This is a genomic window from Flavonifractor hominis (genome assembly GCF_040095835.1).
Classification (GTDB): domain Bacteria; phylum Bacillota; class Clostridia; order Oscillospirales; family Oscillospiraceae; genus Flavonifractor; species Flavonifractor hominis.
Genome location: NZ_JBBMFT010000001.1, coordinates 753,421 through 779,359, shown reverse-complemented (window position 1 = coordinate 779,359; position 25,939 = coordinate 753,421). Strand labels below are relative to the sequence as shown.

Annotated in this window: 23 protein-coding genes and 1 pseudogene; 16 read left to right on the top strand and 8 right to left on the bottom strand. The window is 55.5% G+C overall.

Annotated elements, in window-relative coordinates; translation table 11 throughout:
* Positions 1-184: 184 nt before the first annotated feature.
* The 7 genes from WMO45_RS03855 to WMO45_RS03825 all read left to right on the top strand — a co-directional run bounded on the left by WMO45_RS03855 (position 185) and on the right by WMO45_RS03825 (position 6,611).
* Positions 185-478, top strand: coding sequence for a hypothetical protein (locus WMO45_RS03855; protein WP_101885071.1), 294 nt, complete (start codon positions 185-187; stop codon positions 476-478).
* Positions 462-767 carry a molecular chaperone gene (locus WMO45_RS03850; protein ID WP_227144416.1) on the top strand — a complete coding sequence of 102 codons (306 nt, stop codon included), beginning with the start codon at positions 462-464 and terminating at the stop codon, positions 765-767. The genes WMO45_RS03855 and WMO45_RS03850 overlap by 17 nt, the downstream gene beginning before the upstream one ends.
* 426 nt (positions 768-1,193) lie before the next feature.
* A complete protein-coding gene (locus WMO45_RS03845; protein ID WP_101885069.1) occupies positions 1,194-2,426 on the top strand; it encodes a plasmid recombination protein in 1,233 nt (410 codons plus the stop codon).
* Positions 2,427-2,490: 64 nt separating this feature from the next.
* Positions 2,491-3,135, top strand: coding sequence for a CHC2 zinc finger domain-containing protein (locus tag WMO45_RS03840; RefSeq protein WP_101885068.1), 645 nt, complete (start codon positions 2,491-2,493; stop codon positions 3,133-3,135).
* Positions 3,095-4,453, top strand: coding sequence for a virulence-associated E family protein (locus WMO45_RS03835; RefSeq protein WP_101885067.1), 1,359 nt, complete (start codon positions 3,095-3,097; stop codon positions 4,451-4,453). The genes WMO45_RS03840 and WMO45_RS03835 overlap by 41 nt, the downstream gene beginning before the upstream one ends.
* A 266-nt stretch (positions 4,454-4,719) precedes the next feature.
* Positions 4,720-4,887 carry a hypothetical protein gene (locus WMO45_RS03830; protein WP_002594253.1) on the top strand — a complete coding sequence of 56 codons (168 nt, stop codon included), beginning with the start codon at positions 4,720-4,722 and terminating at the stop codon, positions 4,885-4,887.
* Positions 4,888-4,958: 71 nt separating this feature from the next.
* A complete protein-coding gene (locus WMO45_RS03825) occupies positions 4,959-6,611 on the top strand; it encodes a recombinase family protein (RefSeq protein ID WP_101885066.1) in 1,653 nt (550 codons plus the stop codon).
* Between the two features lie 48 nt (positions 6,612-6,659).
* On the opposite strand, the gene WMO45_RS03820 is transcribed toward WMO45_RS03825, so the two are convergent.
* Complete coding sequence (locus WMO45_RS03820) at positions 6,660-6,884, bottom strand: peptidase M50 (protein WP_101885065.1); 225 nt, start codon at positions 6,882-6,884, stop codon at positions 6,660-6,662.
* A gap of 145 nt (positions 6,885-7,029) precedes the next feature.
* Positions 7,030-7,641: a class I SAM-dependent methyltransferase gene (locus tag WMO45_RS03815; RefSeq protein WP_101885064.1), complete on the bottom strand. Its 612-nt coding sequence runs from the start codon at positions 7,639-7,641 to the stop codon at positions 7,030-7,032.
* 298 nt (positions 7,642-7,939) lie between these two features.
* On the opposite strand from WMO45_RS03815, the gene WMO45_RS03810 reads away from it, so the two are divergent.
* From WMO45_RS03810 to WMO45_RS03785, 6 genes and pseudogenes are all read left to right on the top strand, one after another.
* Positions 7,940-8,557, top strand: coding sequence for a TetR/AcrR family transcriptional regulator (locus tag WMO45_RS03810; RefSeq protein WP_101885063.1), 618 nt, complete (start codon positions 7,940-7,942; stop codon positions 8,555-8,557).
* Between the two features lie 142 nt (positions 8,558-8,699).
* Positions 8,700-10,502 (top strand): ABC transporter ATP-binding protein, encoded by a 1,803-nt coding sequence (locus WMO45_RS03805; RefSeq protein ID WP_101885062.1) that lies wholly within the window; start codon positions 8,700-8,702, stop codon positions 10,500-10,502.
* Positions 10,503-12,245, top strand: coding sequence for an ABC transporter ATP-binding protein (locus tag WMO45_RS03800; protein ID WP_101885061.1), 1,743 nt, complete (start codon positions 10,503-10,505; stop codon positions 12,243-12,245).
* A 142-nt stretch (positions 12,246-12,387) separates the two neighbouring features.
* Positions 12,388-12,567, top strand: a pseudogene (locus tag WMO45_RS03795) (VirD4-like conjugal transfer protein, CD1115 family); the annotation flags it as partial.
* A 116-nt stretch (positions 12,568-12,683) separates the two neighbouring features.
* Positions 12,684-12,953, top strand: coding sequence for a formate hydrogenlyase (locus tag WMO45_RS03790; protein ID WP_226928282.1), 270 nt, complete (start codon positions 12,684-12,686; stop codon positions 12,951-12,953).
* Positions 12,954-13,018: 65 nt separating this feature from the next.
* Positions 13,019-13,864, top strand: a complete 846-nt coding sequence (locus tag WMO45_RS03785; RefSeq protein WP_155151065.1) for a VirB6/TrbL-like conjugal transfer protein, CD1112 family — start codon at positions 13,019-13,021, stop codon at positions 13,862-13,864.
* Here the strand turns inward: WMO45_RS03785 and WMO45_RS03780 are convergent.
* Positions 13,861-14,205, bottom strand: a complete 345-nt coding sequence (locus WMO45_RS03780; protein WP_155151066.1) for a molecular chaperone GrpE — start codon at positions 14,203-14,205, stop codon at positions 13,861-13,863. The two genes, WMO45_RS03785 and WMO45_RS03780, sit on opposite strands and share 4 nt — an antisense overlap.
* A gap of 107 nt (positions 14,206-14,312) precedes the next feature.
* On the opposite strand from WMO45_RS03780, the gene WMO45_RS03775 reads away from it, so the two are divergent.
* The 3 genes from WMO45_RS03775 to WMO45_RS03765 are packed head-to-tail and all read left to right on the top strand — an operon-like array spanning position 14,313 to position 19,158.
* Positions 14,313-14,666, top strand: coding sequence for a PrgI family protein (locus tag WMO45_RS03775; RefSeq protein WP_173023887.1), 354 nt, complete (start codon positions 14,313-14,315; stop codon positions 14,664-14,666).
* A complete protein-coding gene (locus WMO45_RS03770) occupies positions 14,659-17,037 on the top strand; it encodes a VirB4-like conjugal transfer ATPase, CD1110 family (RefSeq protein WP_155152922.1) in 2,379 nt (792 codons plus the stop codon). The genes WMO45_RS03775 and WMO45_RS03770 overlap by 8 nt, the downstream gene beginning before the upstream one ends.
* A gap of 30 nt (positions 17,038-17,067) precedes the next feature.
* Positions 17,068-19,158, top strand: coding sequence for a C40 family peptidase (locus WMO45_RS03765; protein WP_173023581.1), 2,091 nt, complete (start codon positions 17,068-17,070; stop codon positions 19,156-19,158).
* A gap of 105 nt (positions 19,159-19,263) precedes the next feature.
* Here the strand turns inward: WMO45_RS03765 and WMO45_RS03760 are convergent, their stop codons facing one another.
* The 5 genes from WMO45_RS03760 to WMO45_RS03740 form a co-directional block, all read right to left on the bottom strand.
* Positions 19,264-20,193, bottom strand: coding sequence for a helix-turn-helix transcriptional regulator (locus tag WMO45_RS03760; protein ID WP_243141896.1), 930 nt, complete (start codon positions 20,191-20,193; stop codon positions 19,264-19,266).
* A 57-nt stretch (positions 20,194-20,250) separates the two neighbouring features.
* Positions 20,251-22,881, bottom strand: coding sequence for an ATP-binding cassette domain-containing protein (locus WMO45_RS03755; RefSeq protein ID WP_155151135.1), 2,631 nt, complete (start codon positions 22,879-22,881; stop codon positions 20,251-20,253).
* A 22-nt stretch (positions 22,882-22,903) separates the two neighbouring features.
* Positions 22,904-23,890 carry a TIM barrel protein gene (locus WMO45_RS03750; RefSeq protein WP_256274442.1) on the bottom strand — a complete coding sequence of 329 codons (987 nt, stop codon included), beginning with the start codon at positions 23,888-23,890 and terminating at the stop codon, positions 22,904-22,906.
* On the bottom strand, positions 23,875-24,792 hold the full coding sequence (locus WMO45_RS03745) for an energy-coupling factor transporter transmembrane component T (RefSeq protein ID WP_155151074.1): 918 nt from the start codon (positions 24,790-24,792) through the stop codon (positions 23,875-23,877). The genes WMO45_RS03750 and WMO45_RS03745 overlap by 16 nt, the downstream gene beginning before the upstream one ends.
* Positions 24,793-24,925: 133 nt before the next feature.
* Positions 24,926-25,930 carry a DUF4430 domain-containing protein gene (locus WMO45_RS03740; protein WP_155151077.1) on the bottom strand — a complete coding sequence of 335 codons (1,005 nt, stop codon included), beginning with the start codon at positions 25,928-25,930 and terminating at the stop codon, positions 24,926-24,928.
* Positions 25,931-25,939 lie beyond the last annotated feature (9 nt).

Below are 25,939 nucleotides of genomic sequence, written 5' to 3'. Positions count from 1 at the left end.
CGAATGACCGGCTGCAAGGGGTATGACCTCCGGGAAAGTGACGCCATGATAAGAGCGCACCAAAGAGGACAATACGCCGGGAAAATTCCGGGCAGGATCGGCTTGCAGGCAGAACGGCGGACAGAAAACAAGTTTATCATGCGGGGCGCATGGCTCCGCAGCAAAGAAATGGAGGTAGATCATTATGAAACTGAATATGAAGGAAAAGAAAATTCTTTACGCCTACGGCTGTCCCAGCCATCACAACACAGTGACAAGGCTGAAATGGCTGATAGCATTGACTGTTGACCCGGAGGCGAAAAGCCAGATGCTTCATCTTGCTCGTAAAATTGAGACAGAGACAGAGGAAAGGTGGTACGAAGCCTTTTACCATCATCTGCGTATGGAGATGGACGAATATCGCCGGATTAGACGCAGTCTGCGTGCGCTGAAAGCAAACACCGATTATGAGGAGGAACTGTATGAGGAAGCTGTCTAAATATGAAAAAGAAACCATCATCAACTGGAATGAGGGCGAGACGATTGCCAGTATCTACACCTTTAATGCCAGCTTGAAGCGCAGGCTTGCAGATTTCAGCCGGAAGTACCCTCTGCTGTGCCGCTTGGAACGCAGTACGCCGGAAGGCAGCGTGACCTATGTACTGGACAAGTCCCGACTTTCGATCCGGCTGGTGCCGCCGTACAGCGAAGAACGGCTGGCAGCTGCAAGGGAGTACGCAAAAGAGCATGGCTTTCAGGTCATACAGACAGAAGAAAAAATCGCTTAAAATGAGGGCGATTTACGAAAAAATATCGGGTCTGCACCCGCTGTTTTGATCGGCAATTCCCGCAGGCGTATTCTGTATCCACTTCTCGACTATGGGCGTAAATGTACGGATACGGAGCCGGCGAAACTGGCAAAAACCGCTTCTGCGGTGAAAGCCAGCTTCGCCGGTGCGGGAGTACAGAGGGCAGCCAGTCCTTTGTGCCGGGGTGCAGGGGCGGCAGCGCACTGCTGGGGTCAAGGGGCAACGCCCATTGGCGGGTTGAGGGCAGCCGCCCCATCGGGTCAAGGGTGAAACGCCTTGCCCAGGGAGAGTTGATGCTTTGCGTCAACTCGTACTGGGTTATTACCTGACGCAAAACCTCGCAGGTCTGGCGGCTTTGCCGCCCTCCCCAGCCCGGAACATCTTTGCAGGAAGGAGGAAAAATGTTTGAAATTAACAAGACACAATGGACGATCTGGGAAGCATGGCACTTACAATCCCCGGCACAATGACCGTCGGTTCGATGTGGAAAACAGCGAACACATTGACGCTGAGCGTGCCAGACAAAATGTGTACTGGGACTGTTACCGGGGCTTTACAACCCACGACTTTCGGGAAAGCCCTGAGCAACCGGATTTCAGTTTTGAGGAAATTGAGAGGATGTATTACTATGAGCATTATTCCGATCATGTGGATGCCCAGAATGCCCGGAACGAGAAAACCCGGCACACCGAGCGCAACCGCACTGTAGATGATCTGTTGAAAAATAACAAGACCTGCCCAGAGGAAAGTATCTACCAGATTGGCACCATAGAAGAATCCGTTCCACCGGGTACTTTGGCACTCATTGTCAGCGAATTTTACGAGGAGTTTGAACGGCGCTTTGGTTCCCATATCCACATTCTGGACTGGGCGCTGCATCTGGATGAGGGCACACCCCACATCCATGAGCGCCATGTGTTTGACTGTAAAAACCGGTATGGGGAGCTGTGTCCCCAGCAGGAAAAGGCGCTGGAGGAACTGGGGGTTGAATTGCCTGATCCGAGTAAGCCCAAGGGCAAACACAATAATCGAAAACAGACTTTTGATGCAGTATGCCGGACAATGCTTTTTGACATCAGCCACAAGCATGGGGTGCATCTGGAGCAGGAACCATCCTATGGTGGGCGGGCGTATCTGGAAAAGCAGGATTATATCCTGATGAAGCAAAAGGAGCAGCTGGCGGCGCAGGGACAAAAGCTGGAAGAATTGACGCTTAAAATTGAGGATGTGGACAATCTGATTGATGAGGTGTCCAGCGTTGCTTATGACAAGGCGGTGGAATTGGTAACAGACGAGGTAAAAACCATGACCCATCAGGAAGATATTGATATGATCGAGGACACCAAAGTATGGCTGCAATCCCCAGAGCGAAAAGCACCTAAAAAGGAACGGGACTATGCAGTGGCAAGGCTGGATGGTGTGGTACGCAGAATCCGAAAAGCAATGCAGTCCACACTGGAAAAAATGAAGGCTGTGCTGCTTCATGCGGATAAGAAGAAGTCTATCACAGAAGAAATCAAAAAACAGACAAAGCCTTCCATTGTGGAAGCGCTGCGTCGAGGAATGGAGGAGCAACGGAAAAAAGACAGTGAAAAGCAGGCACAGGAGAAACAGAAAAAACAGAATATGGAACTGTAAGGCACTTGCCGTTTTCATTGTGAAAATGTCAGGTGTCTTTTTAGTTCCCTGAAAGGAAGATGCAATGAATGTATTTGAAGCGGTCAAACAGAACCTGACCACCCGACAGGCGGCAGAGATGTACGGCATTCAGGTCAGCCGTCATGGCATGACAGTCTGCCCGTTTCACAATGACAAGAATCCCAGCATGAAGGTGGACAGACGGTTCCATTGTTTTGCCTGTCAGGCAGATGGAGATGTGATTGATTTCACTTCCCGTCTTTTTGGACTAAGCAGTAAAGAAGCTGCCTTAAAGCTGGCAGACGACTTCTCAATCAGCTTTGACCGCAAAGGCCACGATCCGCCACAAAAGAGAGTGATCAAAAGAAAAATCAGCGAGGAAATGCGATACCGGCAGGCAGAGCAGAAATGCTTTCGGGTGCTGTGCGACTACCTGCGTTTGCTGGAACGATGGAAAGAAGAATATGCGCCCAAACAGCCAGAGGAAGACTGGAATCCTTTGTTTGTGGAGGCTCTGCACAGGCAGCCATATATCGAATATCTGCTGGATCTTCTTCTGTCTGATAGCATAGAAGAACGAGCTATTGTAGTTGCTGAGTATGGAAAAGAGGTGAGGAAAATTGAACAGCGAATATCAGAGTTTACCGCCAGCCACCCAGCAGGCTGTGATGAGCGCAGCCGAAGCCATAGTGCCAGAACAGAGCGTTGATGAGGTGCGGCAGAGACTTTCTGTTACCGACAAGGGGAAAACAGCCAACACCATCGACAACTGCCGGATTGTGTTCTGCTGCGATCCACTCCTGCGGGATGCCGTCCGGCTCAATCTCCTGACAGACAGGGTGGACATTGTGCAGGATTTAGGCTGGCGCAGGAATACCAGTGCCCTGACGGATACTGATGTGAAATATCTTCTCCTCTATTTTGAGAAAAATTATGAGTTGACCAGTGAGAAAAAGATTACGGCTGCACTTTCCATCGTAGCAAACGAAAACTGTTACCATCCGATTCAGGATGTGCTGAACAGCCTTGTCTGGGACGGTACACCACGCATCCGATCCTGTCTGCACCATTTTCTTGGTGCTGATGAAAGTGACTATGTGGAAGAAATGCTGAAACATTTTCTGCTGGGTGCTATACGCCGGGTATTCCGTCCCGGTTCCAAATATGAGGAAATGCTTTGTTTGGTGGGCGGTCAGGGTGCCGGAAAGTCCACCTTCTTCCGGCTGCTGGCAATCCGGGACGAATGGTTCTCTGATGACTTAAAAAAGCTGGATGACGACCGGGTATTCCAAAAGCTGCAAGGTCACTGGATCATCGAGATGTCAGAGATGCTTGCCACTAGCAGCGCAAAAAGCATTGAAGAAATCCGCTCCTTTATCAGCCGACAGAAGGAAACCTACCGGACACCTTATGAATCTCAGCCTAAAGACCGGCTTCGGCAGTGTGTGTTCGGTGGTTCCTCGAATACGCTGGACTTCCTGCCGCTGGATCGAGCCGGGAACCGGCGCTTTCTCCCAATCATGATTTACCCGGAGAATGCAGAGGTTCACATTTTGGAGGACGAGGACGCTTCCAGAGCGTATCTGTTGCAGGTATGGGCAGAAGCTATGAGCATTTACCACAGCGGCAAATATTCCATGAAATTCAGCAAGTCCATCCAGTGTCAACTGGTGGAGGTGCAGAAAGACTTCATGCCGGAGGACACCGAAGCCGGACAGATACAGGGATTTCTGGAACACTACACCGGAAACATGGTCTGCTCCAAACAACTGTTCAAGGAGGCACTGGGACACACCTTTGATGAGCCGAAGCGGTGGCAGCTGCACAATATTAACGAGATCATGAACACAGTCGTGACTGGCTGGAAGCCTTTTTCCAATCCCCGGATGTTCGCCGGATATGGCAGACAAAAGGGCTGGGAACGGGACACTTCCGGCAACGAACTGCCCGGCAACGAAGGTGGATTTGTGGAACTGAGTGAGGAAGAATGCCGCCAGCTGGAACTTCCGAAGGAGTGGATCGCCTGACAAGGACGGTCTGTTTCCGGGATGGTTGCCGGTTGGTTGCCGGGTTCGTTGCTGGTAAATCTATGGTTTTGATATAGAAAAAGTCCGTGAATAAAGGGCTTTTATGATCTATCTATGTTTCCGGCAACGAAAGCAACGAGATTTTACAAGAAAATTTGAAAAGTAAGAAATCAAGGTCAGACGGTAGTTTACAGGTTTTTTGATGTCCGTTGCCGGACTTCGTTGCCGCAGCCACCGTCTGATCCACTATTCTATGGAGATAGCCTATGGAGAAAAACAAGAAGCAGAATAAAAAAGTCCAGTTTGTAGTGGTTCGTGAGTTTTCCGGGGACAAAACCATGCGAGAAGCCTTTGAGCAGCTGATCGAGCGTCAGACCTGCGAACACTTCGAGGAATGGTTGGAGCATCGGGAAATGGCACAGAAAGCGGCGTAAGGCAGTTGAATCATGGACAGGGACATGGTATTATAATGATATCGTGTCCCTGTTCATAGAAGGAGAACACTATGAGCAGGAAAAAACAGGTTAATCAGAAAATCACAGCCCTTTATTGCCGTATCTCTCTGGAGGATGGCGGCGATAATGAGAGCATGAGCATCAGCAACCAGAAACTTATGCTCCGGGACTTTGCCGAAAAAAACGGAATGTTCCAGTATGAGTATTATGTGGATGACGGTTATACAGGCCGCAATTTCAACCGCCCTTCTTTTCAGCGCATGATTGCCGATATTGAGGCGGGAAAGATCGGCTGCGTTATCACCAAAGACCTGTCCAGACTGGGCAGAAATTATATCGAAGCTGGCAGCTATATCGAAATCTTTTTCCCAAAACACAATGTACGCTATATTGCCATTACAGACGGAGTGGACAGCCTGACCCGTCAGGAAATGGACATTACGCCGTTTAAGAATATCCTGAACGATATGTACAGCCGGGATATTTCCAAAAAGGTGCTGGCAGGGCGTATGACCCGTTCCCGGCAGGGGAAGTTTTGTGGTGGGCAGCCGCCCCTCGGTTTGATGCGTGACCCGGAGGATAAGGGGCATTTGATCCGTGACCCTGAGACAGCACCGGTAATCCGAAAAATCTATGATATGGCGCTGGATGGCTGGGGATGTATGCGGATTGCAAAGCAGCTCATGGATGATAAAGTCCCGATCACCAGAGTAAAAAGCAACACAGAATGTGATGTAAATTACTATTCATGGGGAAGTGCAAGAATCAGCCATATCCTGCGGAATCCCTTTTATAAGGGCGCACATCTAGTCTGCCGGACACATCAGAAAGGGATTCGCTCCAACACCTATGACATTATCCCTCGTGAGGACTGGGAAATTATCGAGGATTGCCATGAAGCAATCATCTCCCCGGAAGAATGGGAGCAGGTGCAGGAAATCATTGACCGTAGACCAACCATTATGAAGGGCAACTCCTGCCCCTTTTATAACCTGTTCCACGGTATCATTTATTGTGAGACTTGCGGAAAGTCCATGCAGATGCGGTATGAAAAGGTTGGCAGAACCGGAAAGAACCGTTTTACCGGCGAACAGCGGGAACCGATTGATAAGGCGTATTATATCTGCCAGACCTACAACAGGCTGGGCAAGAACGCCTGTACCAGCCACAAGATCGAAGCCAGAGATTTATACAACCTTGTGCTGAAAGATATTCAGGAACTGGCAAAGACTGCGCTCAAAGATGCCGATGCTTTTTATCAGCGGTTGAGCAGCCGGATGGAGCGCCGGTATCTTCTGGACGCCTCCCAGACACAGAAGGAATGTCAACGACTGGAAAGCAGAAATCGTGAAATTGATGAGGTGTTCCTGAGCCTATATACCGATAAAGCAAAAGGAATCCTGACTGAGCAGCGTTTTATGAAGCTGACAGCAACACTGGAACAAGAGCAGGAAGCCAACCAAAAGCGCCTGCAAGACCTGCTGTTGATGATGCGCCACTCTGATGAACAGGAAAATGAAGTCCGCACTTTCATCAAAGAAATCCGGTACTATGCAGCCATTAAAGAACTGGATGAAGTGGTGCTGAACCGGCTCATCAGCAAAATTCTGGTGGGAGAAGTCAAAAAGATTGATGGACAGAAAGTACAGGAAGTCAGAATCGTTTATAACTTTGTCGGTGAGATACCGGAGATAACAGAATAAACATGGCAGCCCTTCTCTCATTTCCCGGGGAAGGGCTTTTTAATTTATTTAATTTATTTTACTTTCTGTCAATAGAATATACAATCCACAAATAATGAGAACAAGAAATAAAACTGTAGGAATCAACAATCCGTTTTCCAAAATGCTTATTATCATTCTTCCAGGTGGTGTTACCCACTCAACTGACGGATTTTGCATTGCTGCTATTATCATTCCTACAACGCCAACAACACCACCTAATACTAAAAAACCACCTTTGATACATCTCTTCATAATCAGTTTCTCCTTATCAAATCCTGATTTTATATTTCGACAATGGAAATTTAAATGTCCCTTTTCTAATTGATGGTTTATTGTTGATTTCCTCCGAAATTCCCGATTTCTCACATTGTCCAACTCCAGATAAACTGGAAGTCATTTATTTTGTTGCGGCAATACACATCCAATGTTTTTTGGCATTTATATACGTTTTTATCTCTGTGAAACCCGCTTCTTTTAAAGCAGCAACAAGCTGATCACGATTATAAATCTTCATACCGCCGATTATCTTTGTCCATTTTTCATCTGAGGCATTCGTACCATCGCTCTCGTTACAAATCAGAAATGTTCCGCCGCTTTTCAGAACGCGATTTACCTCGGAAAAGCATTTTTTCAGACCCGGCCAGAAATAAACTGTCTCAAAGGCGGAGACATAATCAAAGACCTCATCAGAAAAGGGAATCGCCGATACATCGCCCTGAAGCACCCTGCATTTTCCCTGCTTAATGGCAGCAGCGTTCAGCTCTTGAGATTCTGCCACACTGACCTCCGAATAGTCTAGTCCTGTCACATGACCGTTTCTGCACTTGTCCAGCCAGGTCGCAATATTTGCGCCGCCTCCGCAGCCGACATCCAGCACCTTAGCGTCTGGCTTCGCGGAGATATTTGAGAATCCCCATTGCGACACCTTGGCGTGGCCGCTGTTCATCATCTTCGCCATCAGTTTCCCGCCGAAGCCTTGCGGCTTACGGGTGTTTTCAAAAAAGTTCATTGCAATATTCTCCCTTTCAACTTCCGATTTTTCGCTATGAGTGATTGATACCAATAGTTAGCAACATCTAACTGACAGTATAATATCGGAACATGAATTTTTCAACTGCTGCGCCAGATTCTCACCCAACTATCTTTCCTCAACACAAATTGAGTTCACCACTTGACATTGCGTCGAATAGAAGCCATTTTTATGAATAAAGCTTGATTTGTTTGTGAAAACCGCTATTTGCCTTGACAAACGTATCTGTCTGCTGTATTATAACATTGTTACATAGCACTGTTATATGGAGGCCGTCATGGAATCAAAAGCACCGGATACATTAGAAAGAATACAACAGGCTGCTCTGGATGAGTTTTCTGAAAAAGGGTTTCTTGGAGCCTCTCTGCGGCAGATCGTGAAACACGCTGGAGTAACTACGGGGGCCTTTTACGGCTATTTTTCCAGCAAAGAGGCTCTGTTTGCTTCCATTGTAGAACCGCATGCCGCTATTTTGATGAGTAAATATGTGGATGCGCATATCTCCTTTTCCGAGCTTCCCGCAGAGGAACAACCGGAGCATATGGGCGTGGAATCAGGAGCTTACATTCATTGGATGGTGGAATATGTCTGCCAGCACAGGGAACCGGTAAAGTTGCTGTTTTGCGGCGCAGAAGGCACCGGATATGAAAACTTTATTCATAACATGGTGGAACTGGAAGTGGAAAGCACCTTTCGATACATGGAGACACTCCGCCGCCTGGGGTACAATATCCCAGAATTAAGCCCGTCTCTGTGTCATATCATTGCCAGTGGTATGCTGGGCGGCCTTGTTGAGATCGTGGTTCACGATATTCCACAGGAACAGGCCATGTGGGATGTAGAACAGCTGCGTACTTTCTATACGGCCGGATGGTTGAAGCTGATGTCACCTTAATTGCTGCGATTGCGTCAGTGATATGCAGGATGCGCTCTGCCCCTTTCACAAGCAGAGCGCTGCGTGATATACTTTATTTTTTTATTTGTAAGTTAGTATATGCTAACTAATATATTTCTCACTATTTTAAGGAGGTCATTCGATGAAACAAGAAAAAAAGAACGATGTGGCTGTCCTGCTGGAATATGCGGGAAGCCGCAGAGGCCTGACCTTTTTAGGGCTGGCCCTATCGGCGGTGTCCATGCTTTTGAGCATGGCTCCCTACATTTGTATCTGGCTGGCGGCTCGTGATCTGATTGAGGCAGCTCCTGAATGGACACAGGCGCAGAATGTTTCCAAATATGGCTGGATCGCCTTTGCGTTCGCAGTGAGCGGCATTATCCTGTATTTTGCAGGCCTAATGTGTACCCATCTGGCTGCTTTCCGTACAGCTTCCAACATACGAAAACAAGGGGTTGCTCATGTGATGAAGGCTCCGCTGGGTTTTTTTGATTCCAACGCCTCTGGTCTGATTCGCGGGCGGCTGGATGCGGCGGCAGCCGACACCGAAACGCTGCTGGCACATAATCTGGCAGACATCGTAGGCACTATCGTGCTGTTTTTGTCGATGCTGGTCATGATGTTTCTGTTTGATTGGCGAATGGGGGCAGCCTGCCTTTTAGCGGCAGTCATTTCGGTAATTGCTATGTTCTCCATGATGGGTGGCAAAAATGCCAAACTGATGGCGGAATACCAGGCGGCCCAGGATCGCATGACAAAAGCGGGAACAGAATATGTAAGGGGAATTCCTGTAGTAAAAATATTTCAGCAGACGGTCTACTCGTTCAAGGCGTTTCAGGAGGCTATCGAAGACTACAGCAGCAAAGCCGAACATTATCAGGCGGATGTATGCCGTGTTCCTCAGTCTGTCAATTTAACCTTTACCGAAGGAGCGTTCGTGTTTCTGGTTCCAGTGGCGCTGTTCCTTGCTCCAGACGCACTGGCAAACGGCAGTTTTGCTGGCTTTGTTGCCGATTTCGTTTTTTATGCCGTATTTTCAGCCATCATTTCCACTGCGCTTGCAAAAATAATGTTTGCTTCCTCCGGTATGATGTTGGCCAGTACCGCTTTGGGACGGATCAATCAGGTGATGGAGGCGCCTACCCTGGAAGCACCCAGTCACCCACAGTCCCCTCGTAGTAATAAAGTAGAATTTAAGGATGTGAGTTTTACCTATAACGGATCGGAAAGCCCTGCACTATCTCATGTGTCTTTCACAGCCGAACCGGGGCAGACCGTAGCTCTGGTGGGACCGTCCGGCGGCGGAAAGACAACGGCGGCCAGCTTGATTCCGCGTTTTTGGGATGCAACGTCCGGCGCGGTGGAAGTCGGCGGAGTCAATGTTGCTCAGATCGATCCGCATGTCCTTATGGATCAGGTGGCTTTTGTATTCCAGAATAACCGTTTGTTCAAAGCCTCTATTTTGGAAAATGTCCGGGCCTCCCGCCCGGAAGCGACAAGAGAGCAGGTGATGGCCGCGCTAATGGCTGCCCAGTGCAAGGATATTCTTGACAAACTGCCGGATGGCCTTGATACACAGATCGGCACCGAAGGAACTTATCTTTCCGGTGGTGAACAACAGCGCATCGCACTGGCCAGAGCCATTTTGAAGGATGCCCCCATTGTGGTGCTTGACGAAGCAACTGCTTTTGCCGATCCTGAGAATGAGGTGCTGATTCAGAAGGCCTTTGCCACACTGACGAAAGGCCGCACTGTTATTATGATTGCACACCGTCTATCCACTGTTGTGGGCGCTGATAAGATTATCATTCTTGAAGAAGGGCACATTGTCGAGCAGGGTACTCATGCGGAGCTGACTGCTTCGGGCGGTCTGTATGCCCGGATGTGGACCGACTATAACAAGGCAGTTCAGTGGAAAATCACCAGCGAAAAGGAGGCAGAGTAAATGTTTGGAGAGAAGTTTCAGCGAAAATATGCCCTGACCGATCAGGGTGTCCGGAACACAAAGAAAGGCACATTCTGGACAGTGATCGTGAATCTGGTTGTTATGGGCGGTGTCAGCATTCTGTATCTGGTAATGTCTGGTTTTATGGGAGCCTTGACAGAAGGAAGTCCTCTTCCCGGTTCAGCGATTGTCCTCGGACTGTTGGTTCTCTTTGCCCTCCTGTCCTTCGTGACCCATTTGCAGCAATACAAAGCTACCTATGGGCTGGTATATAATGAGGTCAAAACCACACGTCTCAGTCTGGCGGAACGGCTTCGTAAACTGCCGCTGGGGTATTTTGGCAAGCGGGACTTGGCAGACTTGACCGAGACTATCATGGGAGACGTGAATCGGATGGAACATGTCTGGTCTCATGTGCTAGGGTATCTGTACGGTGCTTACATCTCTACGGCGATTATCGCTGTGTGCCTGCTTGTTTACGACTGGCGGTTGGCTATTGCTTGCCTGTGGGGTGTACCGGTAGCCTTTGGCCTGCTGTTTGGTAGCCGCAAGATTGCCGCCCGCAATGCAGAACGGACGAAAAAAGCTGCTGTCCGGGTGTCAGATGGTATTCAGGAAGCATTAGAAAATGTTAGAGAGATTCGTGCCACAAACCAGGAGGAACGGTATCTAAACGGACTGAATCAGAAAATTGACGAACATGAACGAGTTACGATTCAGGGTGAACTGGGAACCGGCCTTTTTGTAAATGCCGCCAGTGTTATCATGCGGCTGGGCGTGGCAACGACCATTCTTGTGGGGGCGAATCTGATCCTGTCCGGCAGCATTGATTTCATGCTTTTGTTCCTGTTTCTATTGGTCATTACTCGTGTCTATGCCCCATTCGACCAAAGCTTGGCACTCATTGCAGAAATGTTTGTTTCTCAGGTGTCTGCTGACCGTATGAATGAAATTTATGACACGCCTACAGCAGAGGGCGCGGAGAAATTTGAGCCAAAGGGGCATGATATTGTCTTTGAGCATGTGGGCTTTTCCTATGATGAGAAAGAAGTCCTGCATGATGTAAGCTTTACTGCTAAAGAGGGCGAAGTTACGGCACTGGTAGGCCCTTCCGGTTCCGGCAAAAGCACCTGTGCCCGGCTTGCTGCAAGGCTGTGGGACATTTCCAAAGGAGTGATTCGTGTAGGTGGTGTGGATATTTCTACCATAGACCCAGAGGTACTGCTGCGGGATTATTCTATGGTGTTTCAGGATGTGGTGCTGTTCGACGATACCGTGATGGAAAATATCCGTCTTGGTAAGCGTGGCGCAACGGATGAAGAAGTGCGGGCTGCGGCCAAAGCGGCCAACTGCGATGAGTTTGTTCATCGGCTTCCCCAGGGCTACAACACCCCCATCGGAGAAAACGGGGCGAAGCTTTCCGGCGGTGAACGGCAGCGTATTTCTATTGCAAGAGCTTTGTTGAAAGACGCACCCATCGTCCTCCTTGACGAGGCAACTGCCAGTCTGGATGTGGAAAATGAAACAAGGGTTCAAGGGGCACTCTCCCGCCTGCTGGTCGGAAAGACCGTATTGGTGATCGCTCACCGGATGCGTACTGTGGAGGCAGCCGATAAAATTATTGTTCTAGCAGATGGCAGGGTGGCGGAAGAAGGAACGCCGGCAGAACTGATGAACAAAAACGGTCTTTACCACCGTATGGTGGATCTACAACGACAAAGCGCCGGGTGGCGATTAAATTAAGCGATTTAGCCTGAGAGTTCTTTAAAAGTTCTCTCAGGCTTTTTGTATATAAGAAAGCTTAAGGTTCAAAAAAACAGGTACGCTATGAAAGATAAATTTCTTTGATAGTGACCTGTTTTTTTAATTCATCACTTGACATTGTGGCAAAGAGCTGCTGACGCCGGACGAGGTACGCCGGCTGGACAACCGGTACGCCGTCCTGCTCATCCGCGGCGCGGGGCCGGTGATGGACCTGAAATACGATTTGATGAAACACCCCGCGGTCCGTCAGACTTCGCTGGCCGGCGGGCCACCCTATATCCACCACGGGCAAAACCAAGCATCGGTGATCTCTGGACATGAATTGTTTGCGGCATTTTCCACCGATGACGCCAATGAAGAAAAGGAGAATGCAGCATGAACCATCTATTTGAAAAGCGGGTCAAGCGCATTTACACAATGCTTTCCTGCTTTGTGCTGGTCGCCGTCATGACCGTCTGCCCCGCCTTCGCGGCGGACGACCCACTGGCGGTTGTGACGAATCTGAGCGACTTCATCTTTTCCCTCATCCGGGCCATCGGCCTCATCCTGCTGGGTTTCGGCGTCCTCCAGCTGGGCCTGTCCCTCAAGAGCCACGACCCCTCCCAGCGCGCCAACGGCATGCTCACCATCGCTGGCGGCATTGTGATCACATTTACCAAGGAGATCCTCACCCTCATCACCGGCTGAGTGGGCAAAGCGGGAGGGCGCACGTGGCGTCCTCCCGCACCCTTCCCACACGGAGGTGATGCACAATGGGAAGTGGAAACTGGATCGTTGACAATCTAAACTCAGCCCTTGCTACCTGGAACGACAAGCTCACCGAGATCTGGACGCTCATCTCCACGTCGCCGGAAGAATTCAAAGGCGGCGGGATCTGGGACGTCATTCTCAATATCCATGACGCGCTGAGAGCCATCGGCTACGCCCTGCTGGTGCTGTTTTTCGTGGCCGGCGTGGTCAAGACCTGCGGCAGCTTTACGGAACTCAAGCGCCCGGAGGTGGCGGTCAAGACCTTTGTGCGGTTCGCGCTGGCGCAGGGGGCCGTCACCTACGGTCTGGAACTGATGATGGCCCTGTTCAGCATCGCTCAGGGGGCGGTGTCCACCATCATGGATGCCTCCGGCCTCACGGCCATGTCCGACACGGCACTGCCGGATGAGATGGTGGCCATCATCGAGGACGTGGGCTTTCTGGAGAGTATCCCGCTGTGGGCGGTGACGCTCCTGGGATCCCTGTTTATCTGGGTCCTCTCGCTGGTGATGATCCTCACCGTGTATTCCCGCTTTTTCAAACTCTACATGGCGTCGGCCATCGCACCCATCCCGCTGGCCAGTTTCGCGGGACAGCCCTCCAGCAGCATCGGCGTGGCTTTTATCAAGAGCTACGCCGCCATCTGCCTGGAGGGCTGTATGATCGTTTTGGCCTGTATTATCTTTTCCCAGTTTGCCGCGGCGCCGCCAGCCATCGCGGATGACACAATGGCTGCCGCTACTATCGTTTGGAACTATATCGGGGAGTTGATTTTCAACATGCTGGTCCTGGTGGGCGCTATCAAGATGAGCGACCGTCTGGTGCGGGAGCTGATGGGCCTTGGTTAATCCTGCAGGTCATCGATATGGACGATACCGCCGCCGTTGCGGCCGGCCTCGCGCACCCGCTGGATCAAAATTTCCTCTTTTTCTTTCTCGCGCCGGCGCCGCTCCATGATGGCGGAGATTTTCCGCACCAGGGAGTACACCCAGGACAGAACCGTCACTGCCAGCAGGACGTACCATATTACATTGGCCAGCGTGTAGTGGGCGTAGTACCAGTCGCTCAGCAGCGTCGGTACCACCAGCGCGTACAGCAGCGGGATGGTCAGACGGAACACCGCGGCCAGGCGGAACAGGATGGACAGGATCAGGATCCCGGCTCCCAGGAAAATATATGCATATAACATGGGTACACCCCTCTCGCTATTTTTTCACTTTGATGTTAGCATACCCCGGCGGACATGGCAACTCCTGTCTGCCAAAAGTCCAGGAACGGAAACGGAGGTGAAATCCAATCGAGGTACGCATCAACAAAGAGGTCCGAAACTATCAGGAGAGCCTGTTTTTCGGGCTGTCGCTCCGCCAGCTCATCTTCGCGCTGCTGGCCGTCGCCGTTGCCGTAGGCGTGTATTTTGGCCTGCGCTCCGTGCTGGCGACCGCCGAGATCGGATGGGTCTGCGTCCTGTGCGCTTTCCCGTTCGCTCTCGGCGGTTTTTTCCAGTACAATGGCATGACGCTGGAGCGGTTTCTACTTGCTTATATCCGCACGGAATTTATATATCCTCACCGGCTCGTCTTCAAATCGGACAATCTGTACGCGAAACTCATGGAGCGTTCGAGTATGAAGGAGGCCCTGAAGATTGATTAAAACCCTGCAAAATACATTGAGGCAGGACAAGGAACAATTTACCGTACCAAGATCTGTACAGGACACCATCCCCATCCGCCGCATCTGGCCGGATGGGATTTTTCAGTTTGGGAGTAAGTTCTCCAAGTGCATCCGCTTTTCGGATATCAACTACGCCATCGCCTCCAAAGAGGACAAGACGGCCATGTTCCTGAATTATTCCGAATTGCTCAATGCGCTGGACACTGGCTCCACCACCAAGATCACCATCAACAACAAGCGGCTCAACCGCCAGAACTTTGAGGAAACCATCCTACTTCCGCCCCGTGGGGATTTTCTGGACGGATACCGGGCCGAATACAACACCATGCTCACGGACAAGGTCACCGACGCATCCAACAGCGTGGTGCAGGAGCGGTACATTACCGTCTCCACCCACAAGAAAAATGTGGATGAGGCCAAGACCTTCTTTGACCGTGTTACCAATGACATTACCAGCCGGCTCAACAAATTGGACTCCCGCAGCGAGGAACTGGACGCCATCGAACGTCTGCGGATCCTCCATGACTTCTACCGGGTAGGTGAGGAAACCGAATTTCACTTTGACCTCAAGGACGGCATGCGGAAGGGGGCCTCCTATAAGGACGCCATCTGCCCGGACAGCATGGAGTTCAAGAAGGACCACTTTGTCATGGGTGATAAGTTCGGACGGGTCCTGTTCCTCAAGGAGTACGCCTCCTACATCAAGGACTCCATGATCAATGAGTTGACGGAGCTGAACCGGACGCTCATGCTGTCCATCGACGTGATCCCCGTCCCCACGGACGAGGCGGTGCGGGAGATGCAGAACCGGCTGCTGGGCGTGGAAACCAATGTGACCAACTGGCAGCGCCGGCAGAACAGCAACAACAACTTCTCCGCCGTTGTCCCGTATGACCTTGAACAGCAGCGCAAGGAAACCCGCGAGATGCTGGACGATCTCACTACCCGCGACCAGCGCATGATGTTCGCCGTGGTGACGCTGGTGCATCTGGCAGACACCAAGGAGGAACTGGACAGCGACACGGAAACCCTCCAGTCCATTGCCCGCAAGCACCTGTGCCAGCTCTCCACCCTCAACTGGCAGCAGGCGGAGGGGCTGGTGACGGCGCTACCCTTGGGCCTGCGCCGCATCGATGCCCTCCGCACCCTTACCACCGAGGCGCTGGCTGTCCTCATGCCCTTCAAGGCCCAGGAGATCCGCCATCAGGGCGGCGTGTACTACGGGCAGAATGTCATCAGCAAGAACCTCATCCTCGCCAACCGCTGGGAACTGCTCAACGCCAACGGCTTTGTCCTCGGCGTGTCCGGCTCCGGCAAGTCCTTCACCGCCAAGCGCGAGATGGTGGGGCTGGCCCTGGCAGCGGAGAACGGCGCAGGCGGCCTGCCGGATGACATCATTGTCATCGACCCAGAATCCGAATACCGGCCGCTCATCGAGGGCTTAGGCGGCGAGGTCATCGAGGTGTCTGCCACCTCGCCCAACCACATCAACGCCATGGACATGGAGCAGGGCTACGGCGACGGGGAGAACCCGGTGGTGCTGAAGTCCGAGTTTCTGCTGTCTCTGTGTGAGCAACTTATGGGATCTGGGAAACTCTCCGCAAAAGAGAAGTCCATCATCGACCGCTGTGCCGCTCAGTGCTACCGGGACTACATCCGCAGTGATTATAAGGGCACTGTACCTACCCTGCAGGACTTCCACGCCGAACTGCTCCGCCAGCCGGAGCCGGAAGCGCGGGATGTGGCGCTGGCTATTGAACTGTTCACCGAGGGCAGCCTGAACACCTTCGCCAAACCCACCAATGTGGACACCAATTCCCGCATCCTCTGTTATGACATCCGGGATCTGGGCCGCCAGCTCCTGCCCGTGGGCATGCTGGTGGTGCTGGACAGCATCTTCAACCGCATCATCCGCAACCGCCAGCAGGGGCGGAATACCTGGATCTACATCGACGAAATTTACCTGCTGTTTCAGCACGAGTACAGCGCAAACTTCCTGTTCACCCTCTGGAAACGTGTCCGTAAGTATCGGGCCTGCTGCACCGGCATCACACAGAATGTGGACGACCTGCTCCAGTCCCACACCGCCCGGACCATGCTGGCCAACAGCGAGTTCCTCGTCATGCTCAACCAGGCGGCGACGGACCGGACGGAGCTGGCCAGGCTGCTGAACATCTCGGACAACCAGCTCTCCTACATCACCAATGTGGACTCCGGCCGCGGCCTCATCAAGTGCGGCAGTGCCATCGTGCCCTTTATGGACAACTTCCCCAAAAACCGGCTGTACCGCCTGATGACCACCAGGCCCTCCGACACGGACGGCAGCCATGCGCCGGGGCGGGCCGCGTAATGCGGCCCGCTTTCATGGGGAGGCGGCCGGATGGATAAGATCAAGGAAAAACCCCATACTGTGGCCTCCGTCCGGGAGAAGATAAAGGCCGCGCCGAAGGAACTGGTCCATCGCGGCCTGGAGGACGGATCGGACCGACTGCGGACGCAGCTCCGGGACGCCGCCCAGCAGGGGCGGCGGGATGACTACGGCGGCGACCAAATCGAGGACGCCGCCGCAGGCGGTATGCGCCGCATGGAGCGCGGCGCGGAAAAGCTCATCAAGGAGAAACGGAAAAAGCATGACTCCCGCGGCGGCAGCCCCGCAGATCCCGCAGCCGGGGATCCCGTGCCGGAGGTTCGTACACGGGGGCAGGAAAGCCGTGTCAACACCGCGGCGGCAGGCCGGCCGGCGGAACCAGCCGGTAACGCCGGGCAGCGGATCAAGACCAAGGACACATACCTGCGCGCCCAGCCGTTAACGCCGGCGTCTGGCCTGACCCCGGAGCGCACCCAGGGCCAGCATCCCTTCATCCGGGAGCGCGGACGGCAGGCGGCGCAGAAGTCCGCGCAAGCCAAAGCCGAGCAGATGCGGCACCCGGCAGGCGGTGGGCAGGAGTCTGCTCAGCCTGTGGGAGATTCCCGGCCCTCCGGCAGAACTGCGCTTGGGAATGGGGGCAGGCAGGACGGGACCGTATCGCCCATGCGGCCAAAGGCGGAGCCTGCCCAGGATACCGGCCCGCTGCCAAAAGGGAAACGCAGAACGCCTGCCATAAAGGAGGCTGGCCGGAACCGGGCGGTACGCCGCGCAAAGCCGGCTGCCGGCGCCCCCAGGCAGGCGGTAAAGACAGCGGACCATGCCGGGAGAACCGCCGCCCAGGCGGGGCGTGGGGCCGCTCGTGCCGCCCAGAGCGCCAAAGCAGCCCGTGCGGCACAGCAGACGGTTATGTCCCGCCAGGCGGCAAAGCAGGCCGGCAGTGCGGCGAAAAAGGCCGCCGCCAAAGCGGGGAACGCCCTGCGGGCCATCCTCGCGGCGGCAAGGGGCCTGATCGCCGCGGCGGCCGCCGGCGGTTCCGTTGTCCTCGCCCTGCTGGTGTTCATCTGCCTGATCGGCATGCTCATCGCCTCGCCCTTCGGTATCCTGTTCGCCAACGAACCTGCAGACAGCAGTTCCGTGGCGCTCAGTACAGCCATCGCCCAGGTCAATGTGGAATATGCCGACAAGCTGGAGGAACTGCAGGCCGGGGACTACGACCAGATCATCATAGACGGTGCCCCACCGGACTGGCGGGAGATCGTGGCGGTGTTTGCGGTGAAAACCGCGGGGACCAATGACGGCGTCGATGTGGTCACCCTGGACGCCGACCGGGTAGCACGGCTGAAGGAGGTGTTCTGGGCTATGACCGTCCTATCCTCCGAGGTGGAAACCATAGACCACCCGGACAGCGACCCGGATGACGGCGAGGACGACAGCTGGACGGAAACCATCCTGACGATCTCCGTCACGGGAAAGACCGTGGACGAGATGCGGGAGCACTACGCCTTTACCGATGAGCAGAACGACATGCTGGACGATCTGTTGGAGAATCTCGACCTTCTGGGCGGGGCCATTGGGAATCTGGCTGTGACGGAGGCCGACGCCAAGGAACTGCTTGCCTCGTTGCCGGCGGACCTGAGCGCCGAGCGCCGGGAGATCATAGAAACCGCCTGCCAGCTGGTGGGTAAGGTCAATTACTTCTGGGGCGGCAAAAGCCTTGTCCTCGGCTGGGACTCCCGCTGGGGGACCACCATGCAGGTCACGGCCCCCGGCAGCTCCAGTTCCGGCACCTACCGGCCCTACGGGATGGATTGCTCAGGGTACGTTGATTGGGTATTCTATAATGCCACAGGCGGCGAGTACATCATCGGCCACGGCGGCGGAGCGGCCGCACAGCACAGTTACTGCACCACCATCGCTTGGGACGAGGCGCTGCCCGGCGATCTGGTATTCTATCCAGAGGACTCCCATGTGGGCATTGTAGGCGGCAGGGACGAGAGCGGCAATCTGCTCATCATCCACTGCGCCAGCGGATACAACAATGTGGTGATCACCGGCATCGAGGGCTTTACATCCATTGGCAGGCCGGTATACTTTTCGGACTAAAATCGGGAAGGGCCTCTGCGGGGATACATCCCCCGCAGAGGTTCTCCTGCCTCATAAAGGTGAGAGGGATCTGCCCGGCCTTCCCTGGACAGATCCCTCTTGTTTTTATGTATGCAGCCATGCGGCCATGTCCCGCATCTTCTCCAGTACCTCCGCAGGCTCCTCGATGCGGATAGCGCCGCCGAAGGTGAACACCCAGGAAAAGAACGGCGGGGTGGGCGCCACATCCACGGTGGCCCGGAAGTGTTTGGCGTCCACCACCTCTGTGGCCACATCCTCCCCAAAGTGGTCTATGACGCTCCGCATGGTGCGGTTTTCACACAGCAGCGTCACCCGCCGGGGCGCGTCATGGTACATGCCAAAGACCTCCCGGAGATAGGATGCCGGATCGAAGGACGGGTCTGCTATGTAGGGGGCGTCCGACTCCTGAATGGCTGTCATGCGGTCCACACGGAACTGGGCCAGTTTCCTGTGCTTTTCCGACCAGCCCACGGCGTAGTAGAAATCCCGGTTCCAGATGAGGGCGTAGGGGCTGAAGCCATAGCGGTACCCCTTGTGTTTCAGGACCTTTTCTTTTTTCGGCGTATACTCGAAATACTGGAAGGAGATGGCCCGCTGTTCGTGGATCGCCGTCTGGATGGCGTCGATGGCGTAGTACACAGCCTCGTTGTCCGGCTTGGCTGTGCCCTCCATGTAGACAGGGCGGTTCAGGAGCGCGGCGTTGTACCGGCTGGTGAGATGGCCCAACTTCTCGATGAGGGCGGCACTCTTCTTCTCCGTGATGAGATGGGAGGACTCCACGGCGTCCACCAGCAGTTTCAGTTCCGGCAGCTCCAACAGCCGGGAGCCGATGAAGTAGCGGTTCTGCGTGCTTTTGATGCAGATGATGTCCACACCGGAATCCACGAGCAGTTGGATATCGCTGTAGACGTTTTTCCGGCTGGCATGGATGTCGTGGGCCTCCCAAAAGCGAAGGATGTCCGCACCGGTCACATAATGGCGTTCGTCCGTTTGCTCCAGAAGAAGGTGCAGCAAAGTAATTATTCTCCGTTGGCTTTCATTTTGCATCGTATCGTTCCTCTCTATCCACCCCTACTCCACCAGCCCGTACTTGACCTTGATGCGGTCCAGCTTCTCCAGCATGGGCTCGGCGGCAAACCACAAAAACAACCATGTGGCGGCGGCCTGGATGCAGTCAAAGGGGAAGCCGGTGACGTAGTAGGTAAGAATCACCTTCCAGTTGAGCTCGGGCGCCCACATCAGCGCCGACGCCGGGTTCATAATCCCACCGTAGATGAGGATGGCGGACAGCGCCCCAAAGACGCACAGCGCCCCCCGGCTGCGCCGCAGCCACCCCTTTCGGAACAGGACGCCGGCAAAAAATCCGATGATGCCCACAGCGAACATCTGCCAGGGCGTCCATGGTCCCTGGGAGAACATCACATTGGAGGCCAGCATGGTCATGGCACCCACCAAAAAGCCTGTCTCCCCGCCGAATGCCACGCCGGATATTATCGTCATGGCAATAACTGGCTTGAACTGTGGCAGCATAAAGAGTGCGGCCCGTCCGGCAATGGCGATGGCGCAGAGCACGGCGATGATCACAAGCTCCCTGGCCTTGGGCTTGCGCCCCTCGAAAATCAGGAAGAAGGGGGCCATACACTCCAAAAGCACCATCAGAGAGATAAAATAGTACTTTTTGTTATCCAGATAGAACACGCCCACATACAGGGTCAGGGGGATCAGCAGCAGAATCAGGGCCGTGGCAAAAAGGGTGCGGCGGGACAGCTTCCGCTTTTCACGCGGGGTCTGCACAAGATAATCCGGCCGGTGGGACCTGCGGGTGATGCAGGCGGCAAAGAGGAACAGCGCGGCGATAAAGAACGCGTACAGCGCCAGCTGGTCCGACGCCAGCTCGGTCATGCCCTCCATGCCCACCAGCGCCGTCAGGTCGGTGACGTTCATGAACTGCAAAAACAAGAGCAGAGCGACGCCGCCGGTGAGGACGGCCCCCAGCTTGCGCCACCAGGGCAGCGGTTTGGGCTTGTAGTCTGCGCTGGCTTCCTCCGGTTCCGGCAGCAGCGGAATATCTTCCGGCAAGGCCGGGGCGGGAGGCACCTGTCCGCCGCAGGCGGCGATCACATCCTCCACCGTCACCGCCCGGGGCAGCAGCTGTCGGGCCATGCGGTTTGCGGCGGTGGTGTAGAAGCTGTTGCCGGAGAAGAAGTTCCGCGGCGTCCCCTCGGTGACGATGCCACCGTCGAAGAAAAGGGCGCAGCGGTGGGCATACCGGGCGCAGAACTCAATGTCGTGGCTGACCATCAGCACTGCTGTGCCGCGGCGGAGCAGGATCTGCAGGATCTCCGCGAACACCTGCTTGAATTCCGCATCCAGCCCTTTGGTGGGCTCGTCCAGGAGCAAAATTTCCGGATTCAGCAACAGCACCTTGGCCAGGGCGGCCCGCTGCTGCTCCCCACCGGAGAGGTCGTAGGGGTGCCGGTCCAGCAGCTCCTCCAGCCGGCACAGGGCCGTCACATGGGCTACGCGCTGGTCCTGCCGCTCTTTGGAGAGTTTCCTGCCCTTGAGGATCTCATACAGGTCCTCCCGCACCGTCTTTTTGACGAACAGGGTCTGGGGGTTCTGGGGCAGCATCCCCACGGAGCCGGAGATTTCCAGCTCCCCCCGATAGGGCTTCCGCAGGCCGGAGAGCAGCTTGAGGCTGGTGGTCTTCCCGGTGCCGTTGCCCCCCAGCAAAGCGAGGAATTCCCCCTTCCGCAGGGACAGGGAGAGGCCCTTGACCACATCCGGCAGGTCCTTGTCATACTTGAACCACAGCTCGCGCCCCCGCAGCACCACATCGCCGCCCTTTGGAAGCTGTGGTTCCGGGCGCAGCGGTTCGATTTCCTTCCGGCCTGCGAAACTGGCCAGCCACTCCCGGCCCTCCCGGACGGTGACCGGGCAGGGGGCGCTGTCGTTCACGGCTGCCCAGATCCGCATGGGGGTGGGCATGGCCAGGAACATGGTATGTCCGCTCTGCCGTAGCTGCTCGCCCACCTCTTGGGGCGTCCCGGTACAGAGGAGCGCCCCCCGGTCCATCACCGCTACTGTGGTCGCCAGCGGGAACGCCTCCTCCAGCCGGTGCTCGGTGAGGAGGATGGTGGTGCCCAGCTCCCGGTTGATCTTCCCCAGCGTGGCCAGAAAGTCACTTGCGGCAATGGGGTCCAGCTGGCTGGTGGGTTCGTCCAGGATGAGGACGGAGGGCTGCATGGCCATAATGGAGGCCAGATTCAAAAGCTGCTTCTGTCCGCCGGAGAGCTCCGTGACGTTTTTATAAAACCAGGTCTGGATGCCGAAGAAGGAGGCCATCTCCGCCACCCGGCGGCGGATGGTGGGCGTGTCGTACCCCAAGCTCTCCAGCCCAAAGGCCAGCTCGTGCCACACCTTGTCGGTGACCACCTGGTTTTCCGGGCTCTGCTGGACAAAGCCGATGCGCTGGCTCTCCGTCCGCTGGTCCAGTTCCCCCAGCAGCTTGCCCTCAAAGAGGATGGTCCCGCCGCGCTTCCCGTGGGGCGCCAGGGCCCGCTTCAGCTGCCGCAGGAGGGTGCTCTTCCCGCAGCCCGATGGGCCGCAGAGCACCACAAATTCACCCTGCCGGATGGTCAGAGAGAAATCACGGAGGGCGGGGGATGGCTGTTCCGGGTAGGTAAAGGTCAGATGGTCCATGCACAGGCAGGGCGCTTTCCGGTTATTCAAGACGCTCGCCTCCTCTCTCAATCGTATCAAGCTGCTGACGGATCGCCCGCAGCTTTGCCTGCCGGTCCGGCGCCGCCAGCTCGTGGGTGAGATACGCCGGCTGGACCCGGTCAACAATCTCCCGCACCGCCGGATCCGTCCACGGCTCGTGCCGGTCTATGTTCTGGATATGGGCATAGCAGGCGCGGTACTGCCCCGGCAGATCCTTCGGGAAGTCTATCGGCAGCGCGCCGCAGTGCCGGCGGACATATGCGCCGCTGATGCTCTGGTGGAGGTGCATCCCCTGAATATACCGGCACAGCGGCCCGTGGCGGTCCAGCATTTCCAGGATAAACCGTACCCCGTCCCGCTGCGTGGCAATGGAGCGCTCCGCGTTCATCAGGTGGCCGGTATCCAGCAGAATGCCCTTGCGGGGATACCGGATGCCCTCCAGCAGGCAGGAGGTGTTCTCCGGCTCCGTCAGCGTAAATCCCGGCCACCACTGGTTTTCCACCAGAAAAGCAAAGGGCCACTCGGCGTCTCCCAGCAGGAGATTGATGAGCTCTGCCGCGGCGTCGATGATCTCCTCGTTGGTGTGGAGCCAGCGGTAGGTGTAATTCTCCTCCACGGATACATCGGTGACATGGAACACCACATAGGCGGCGTCCAGTGCGGCGGCCCGCCGGAGGTCCGCCCGGTACAGGTCCACAAGCGTTTCCGGCGTCCGCCCGCCGTAGTACCACGCCACGGCGTCCATGCTGCCGAACTTATATAGCAGCCGTTTTCGGTCCTCCCGGTAGAAGTCCAGCCAGTCCGGGAAGAAAGTCAGGTGATAGCCCGCCAGCAGGTCCTTCGGGAAATCCGCCGGGATGTCCCCGCCGCTCCAGATGCCTTCCACGCCGTCCAGCCCCAGAGCGGCGCAGGCCCGCCGCAGGCCGTCCCAGCCGCCGTACTCTTCTCTTGTCCGCTCGCACAGCGGCAGGTTCATGCTCTGGCGCACGTCTGTCCCTCCGCTTTCTCCAGCTTCCGCCAGGACCAGTCCGCCCAGCGGTCCACGAGGACCGGCGTCAGGCACAGGGCCAGATAGACCAGCTGGAAACTGATGGTCATGGGCGTGAGCGCCGCGCCCTTCATGGTGGGGTAATACCGATAGGAGAGTCCGCCGGCCATCCAGCCGCAGAGGATAAAGAAGCCGCAGAAAAGGAGCCAGGCCAGGGCCGCTTTGTCCCGGCTGTCGAAGCGGTAGATGGAGAAGGCGGTGCGGCCCGGCAGCCCGTAGCCCCGGCTCTTCATGCTGTCCGCCGTTTCAATGGCGTTCTCCAAGGCCCAGGTCACCATGATGGAGAGGATGGTGATGCCGTTTCGCAGCCGCTGGAGCACGCTGCCGTTGGACACGTCCCGCCCCACGCAGCGCTGGGCCTCGCTGACCACCTGGATCTGCGCCTTAAACTTGGGCACGAACCGCAGCGTCATGCTCAGCACCAGGCTGAGGGCCGGGATGACCCGGCCAAAGAGATAGACAAACTTGTCTGAGGTCATCACCGCCGTATAGCAGGAGAACCACAGGACCACGGCAGCCAGCATGGCGGCCGCTGCAAATCCGTAGGCGATGCTCTCCAGGGTCAGGGGGTTGCCGGAGGGCAGGTAGGCCAGCAGCGTCGCCCCCTCGTGGTTGAAGGCCGGGTTGATGAGGGCGGCCATCAGGGCCATGGGCAGCAGGAACAGCAGCTGGAACCGCAGGGCCTTCCGACCGTTCAGGTAGAGATGGTAGGCGATGGCGCCGGCGAGGGAGATGAGCAGGCTGACAGGGTGCATGAAGAACATACTGAACACCAGCACCAGCGCGAAATACATAAAATTGATGACAGGGTGATAGCTGGAAAAGGCGTCTCTGTTCGGCATAGGATACGGTTCCCTTCTTTCTTGACGGTGCTCCGCTCTCTTTCGATGGCCTCCGTCGGCAGACAGGGGCCATTGAAAAAGGGCGGGAACGCGGGGACGGCAGCAGCCGCCCCCGGCTATGGAATCTCTGGTTTTAACTTCCCGTGGAGTAGTAGCCGCCCACATCCACGCCCAGATCGCAGGTGTACTCCCACTCAATGACGTCCCCGGCCTGCAGCTGGTAGCGGGAGCAGCCGTAGTTGGGGAACCAGCCGTTCACCTGGTACATCCAGCCGGAGAGCTCCCCGCAGTCGAACTCATAGAGGTTGTGGATGCCCTCGATGTAGGCGCTGTTGTACATGGGGGTGTTCTCAAACTCCATGTGGATGCCCTGCTGCTTGCCGGTCCGCTGGAGCACGTTAAAAACACTCTCACCCTCGTAGAAGGTGACCTCCGTGGGCTCCAGGATCCAGCCGTCCTCCGGCACCAGCTCCACCTTCTCCGGGTCCAGCCAGTCCATGTGGTCCAGGATGGTGGCGCAGGAGATGGAAATGGTGCAGGTGTAGGCCGTGTCGGAGATCTCCACATCCTGGGGCTCCACCGGCAGGGGTTTCCCCTCCGGCACCGGGTCAGTGAGATACTGATCCTTGCCGGTATCCGGGTCAATGACCATGCCCTGGGACTCGGAGTACGCCTTGTCGCCGGCCTGCACGCCGGGGGAGGACCCGCCGGCGAGTTCCGCGGCGGCGTCCAGCTTTTCCTGCGCGGTCATGCCGCCCTCTGTCCCACCAGGGCGGCTCTCAATGCCCTCTGCCGGGGTTTCATCATCCGGGGAAATCAGATCCGTCTGCGTTTCCTGCGGGGGATCTTCCGTTTCAACGCCCTGTTCTGACAGGTCCGGCTGTTCCGTTTCCGGCGCTTCCTGCGTCCCGTCCTCCGCGCTGCCCGTTTCTTCGGGAACAGTTTCTCCGGAATGCCCGGTATCAGTTCCTGAGTCCTCCGGCGCAGCGTCCGGTTGGCCGGACAGCGTGGTATTATTGTCCGCCACATTCCAGCCCTGCAGGCCCGGCGCGCCGCCGCCGTACCAAAAGGCGGCGGCCAGCACGGCCACGATCAGGACCGGGACGATCACTTTCCACTTGTTCTTTTTCCACCACATAGGCGCTCT

Coding starts and splice junctions, on each gene's coding strand:
- WMO45_RS03855 (WP_101885071.1), top strand. CDS start 185: ATGAAACTGAATATGAAGGAAAAGAAAATTCTTTACGCCTACGGCTGT.
- WMO45_RS03850 (WP_227144416.1), top strand. CDS start 462: ATGAGGAAGCTGTCTAAATATGAAAAAGAAACCATCATCAACTGGAAT.
- WMO45_RS03840 (WP_101885068.1), top strand. CDS start 2,491: ATGAATGTATTTGAAGCGGTCAAACAGAACCTGACCACCCGACAGGCG.
- WMO45_RS03835 (WP_101885067.1), top strand. CDS start 3,095: ATGAGCGCAGCCGAAGCCATAGTGCCAGAACAGAGCGTTGATGAGGTG.
- WMO45_RS03830 (WP_002594253.1), top strand. CDS start 4,720: ATGGAGAAAAACAAGAAGCAGAATAAAAAAGTCCAGTTTGTAGTGGTT.
- WMO45_RS03825 (WP_101885066.1), top strand. CDS start 4,959: ATGAGCAGGAAAAAACAGGTTAATCAGAAAATCACAGCCCTTTATTGC.
- WMO45_RS03820 (WP_101885065.1), bottom strand. CDS start 6,884: ATGAAGAGATGTATCAAAGGTGGTTTTTTAGTATTAGGTGGTGTTGTT.
- WMO45_RS03815 (WP_101885064.1), bottom strand. CDS start 7,641: ATGAACTTTTTTGAAAACACCCGTAAGCCGCAAGGCTTCGGCGGGAAA.
- WMO45_RS03810 (WP_101885063.1), top strand. CDS start 7,940: ATGGAATCAAAAGCACCGGATACATTAGAAAGAATACAACAGGCTGCT.
- WMO45_RS03805 (WP_101885062.1), top strand. CDS start 8,700: ATGAAACAAGAAAAAAAGAACGATGTGGCTGTCCTGCTGGAATATGCG.
- WMO45_RS03800 (WP_101885061.1), top strand. CDS start 10,503: ATGTTTGGAGAGAAGTTTCAGCGAAAATATGCCCTGACCGATCAGGGT.
- WMO45_RS03790 (WP_226928282.1), top strand. CDS start 12,684: ATGCTTTCCTGCTTTGTGCTGGTCGCCGTCATGACCGTCTGCCCCGCC.
- WMO45_RS03785 (WP_155151065.1), top strand. CDS start 13,019: ATGGGAAGTGGAAACTGGATCGTTGACAATCTAAACTCAGCCCTTGCT.
- WMO45_RS03780 (WP_155151066.1), bottom strand. CDS start 14,205: ATGTTATATGCATATATTTTCCTGGGAGCCGGGATCCTGATCCTGTCC.
- WMO45_RS03765 (WP_173023581.1), top strand. CDS start 17,068: ATGGATAAGATCAAGGAAAAACCCCATACTGTGGCCTCCGTCCGGGAG.
- WMO45_RS03755 (WP_155151135.1), bottom strand. CDS start 22,881: ATGGACCATCTGACCTTTACCTACCCGGAACAGCCATCCCCCGCCCTC.
- WMO45_RS03745 (WP_155151074.1), bottom strand. CDS start 24,792: ATGCCGAACAGAGACGCCTTTTCCAGCTATCACCCTGTCATCAATTTT.
- WMO45_RS03740 (WP_155151077.1), bottom strand. CDS start 25,930: ATGTGGTGGAAAAAGAACAAGTGGAAAGTGATCGTCCCGGTCCTGATC.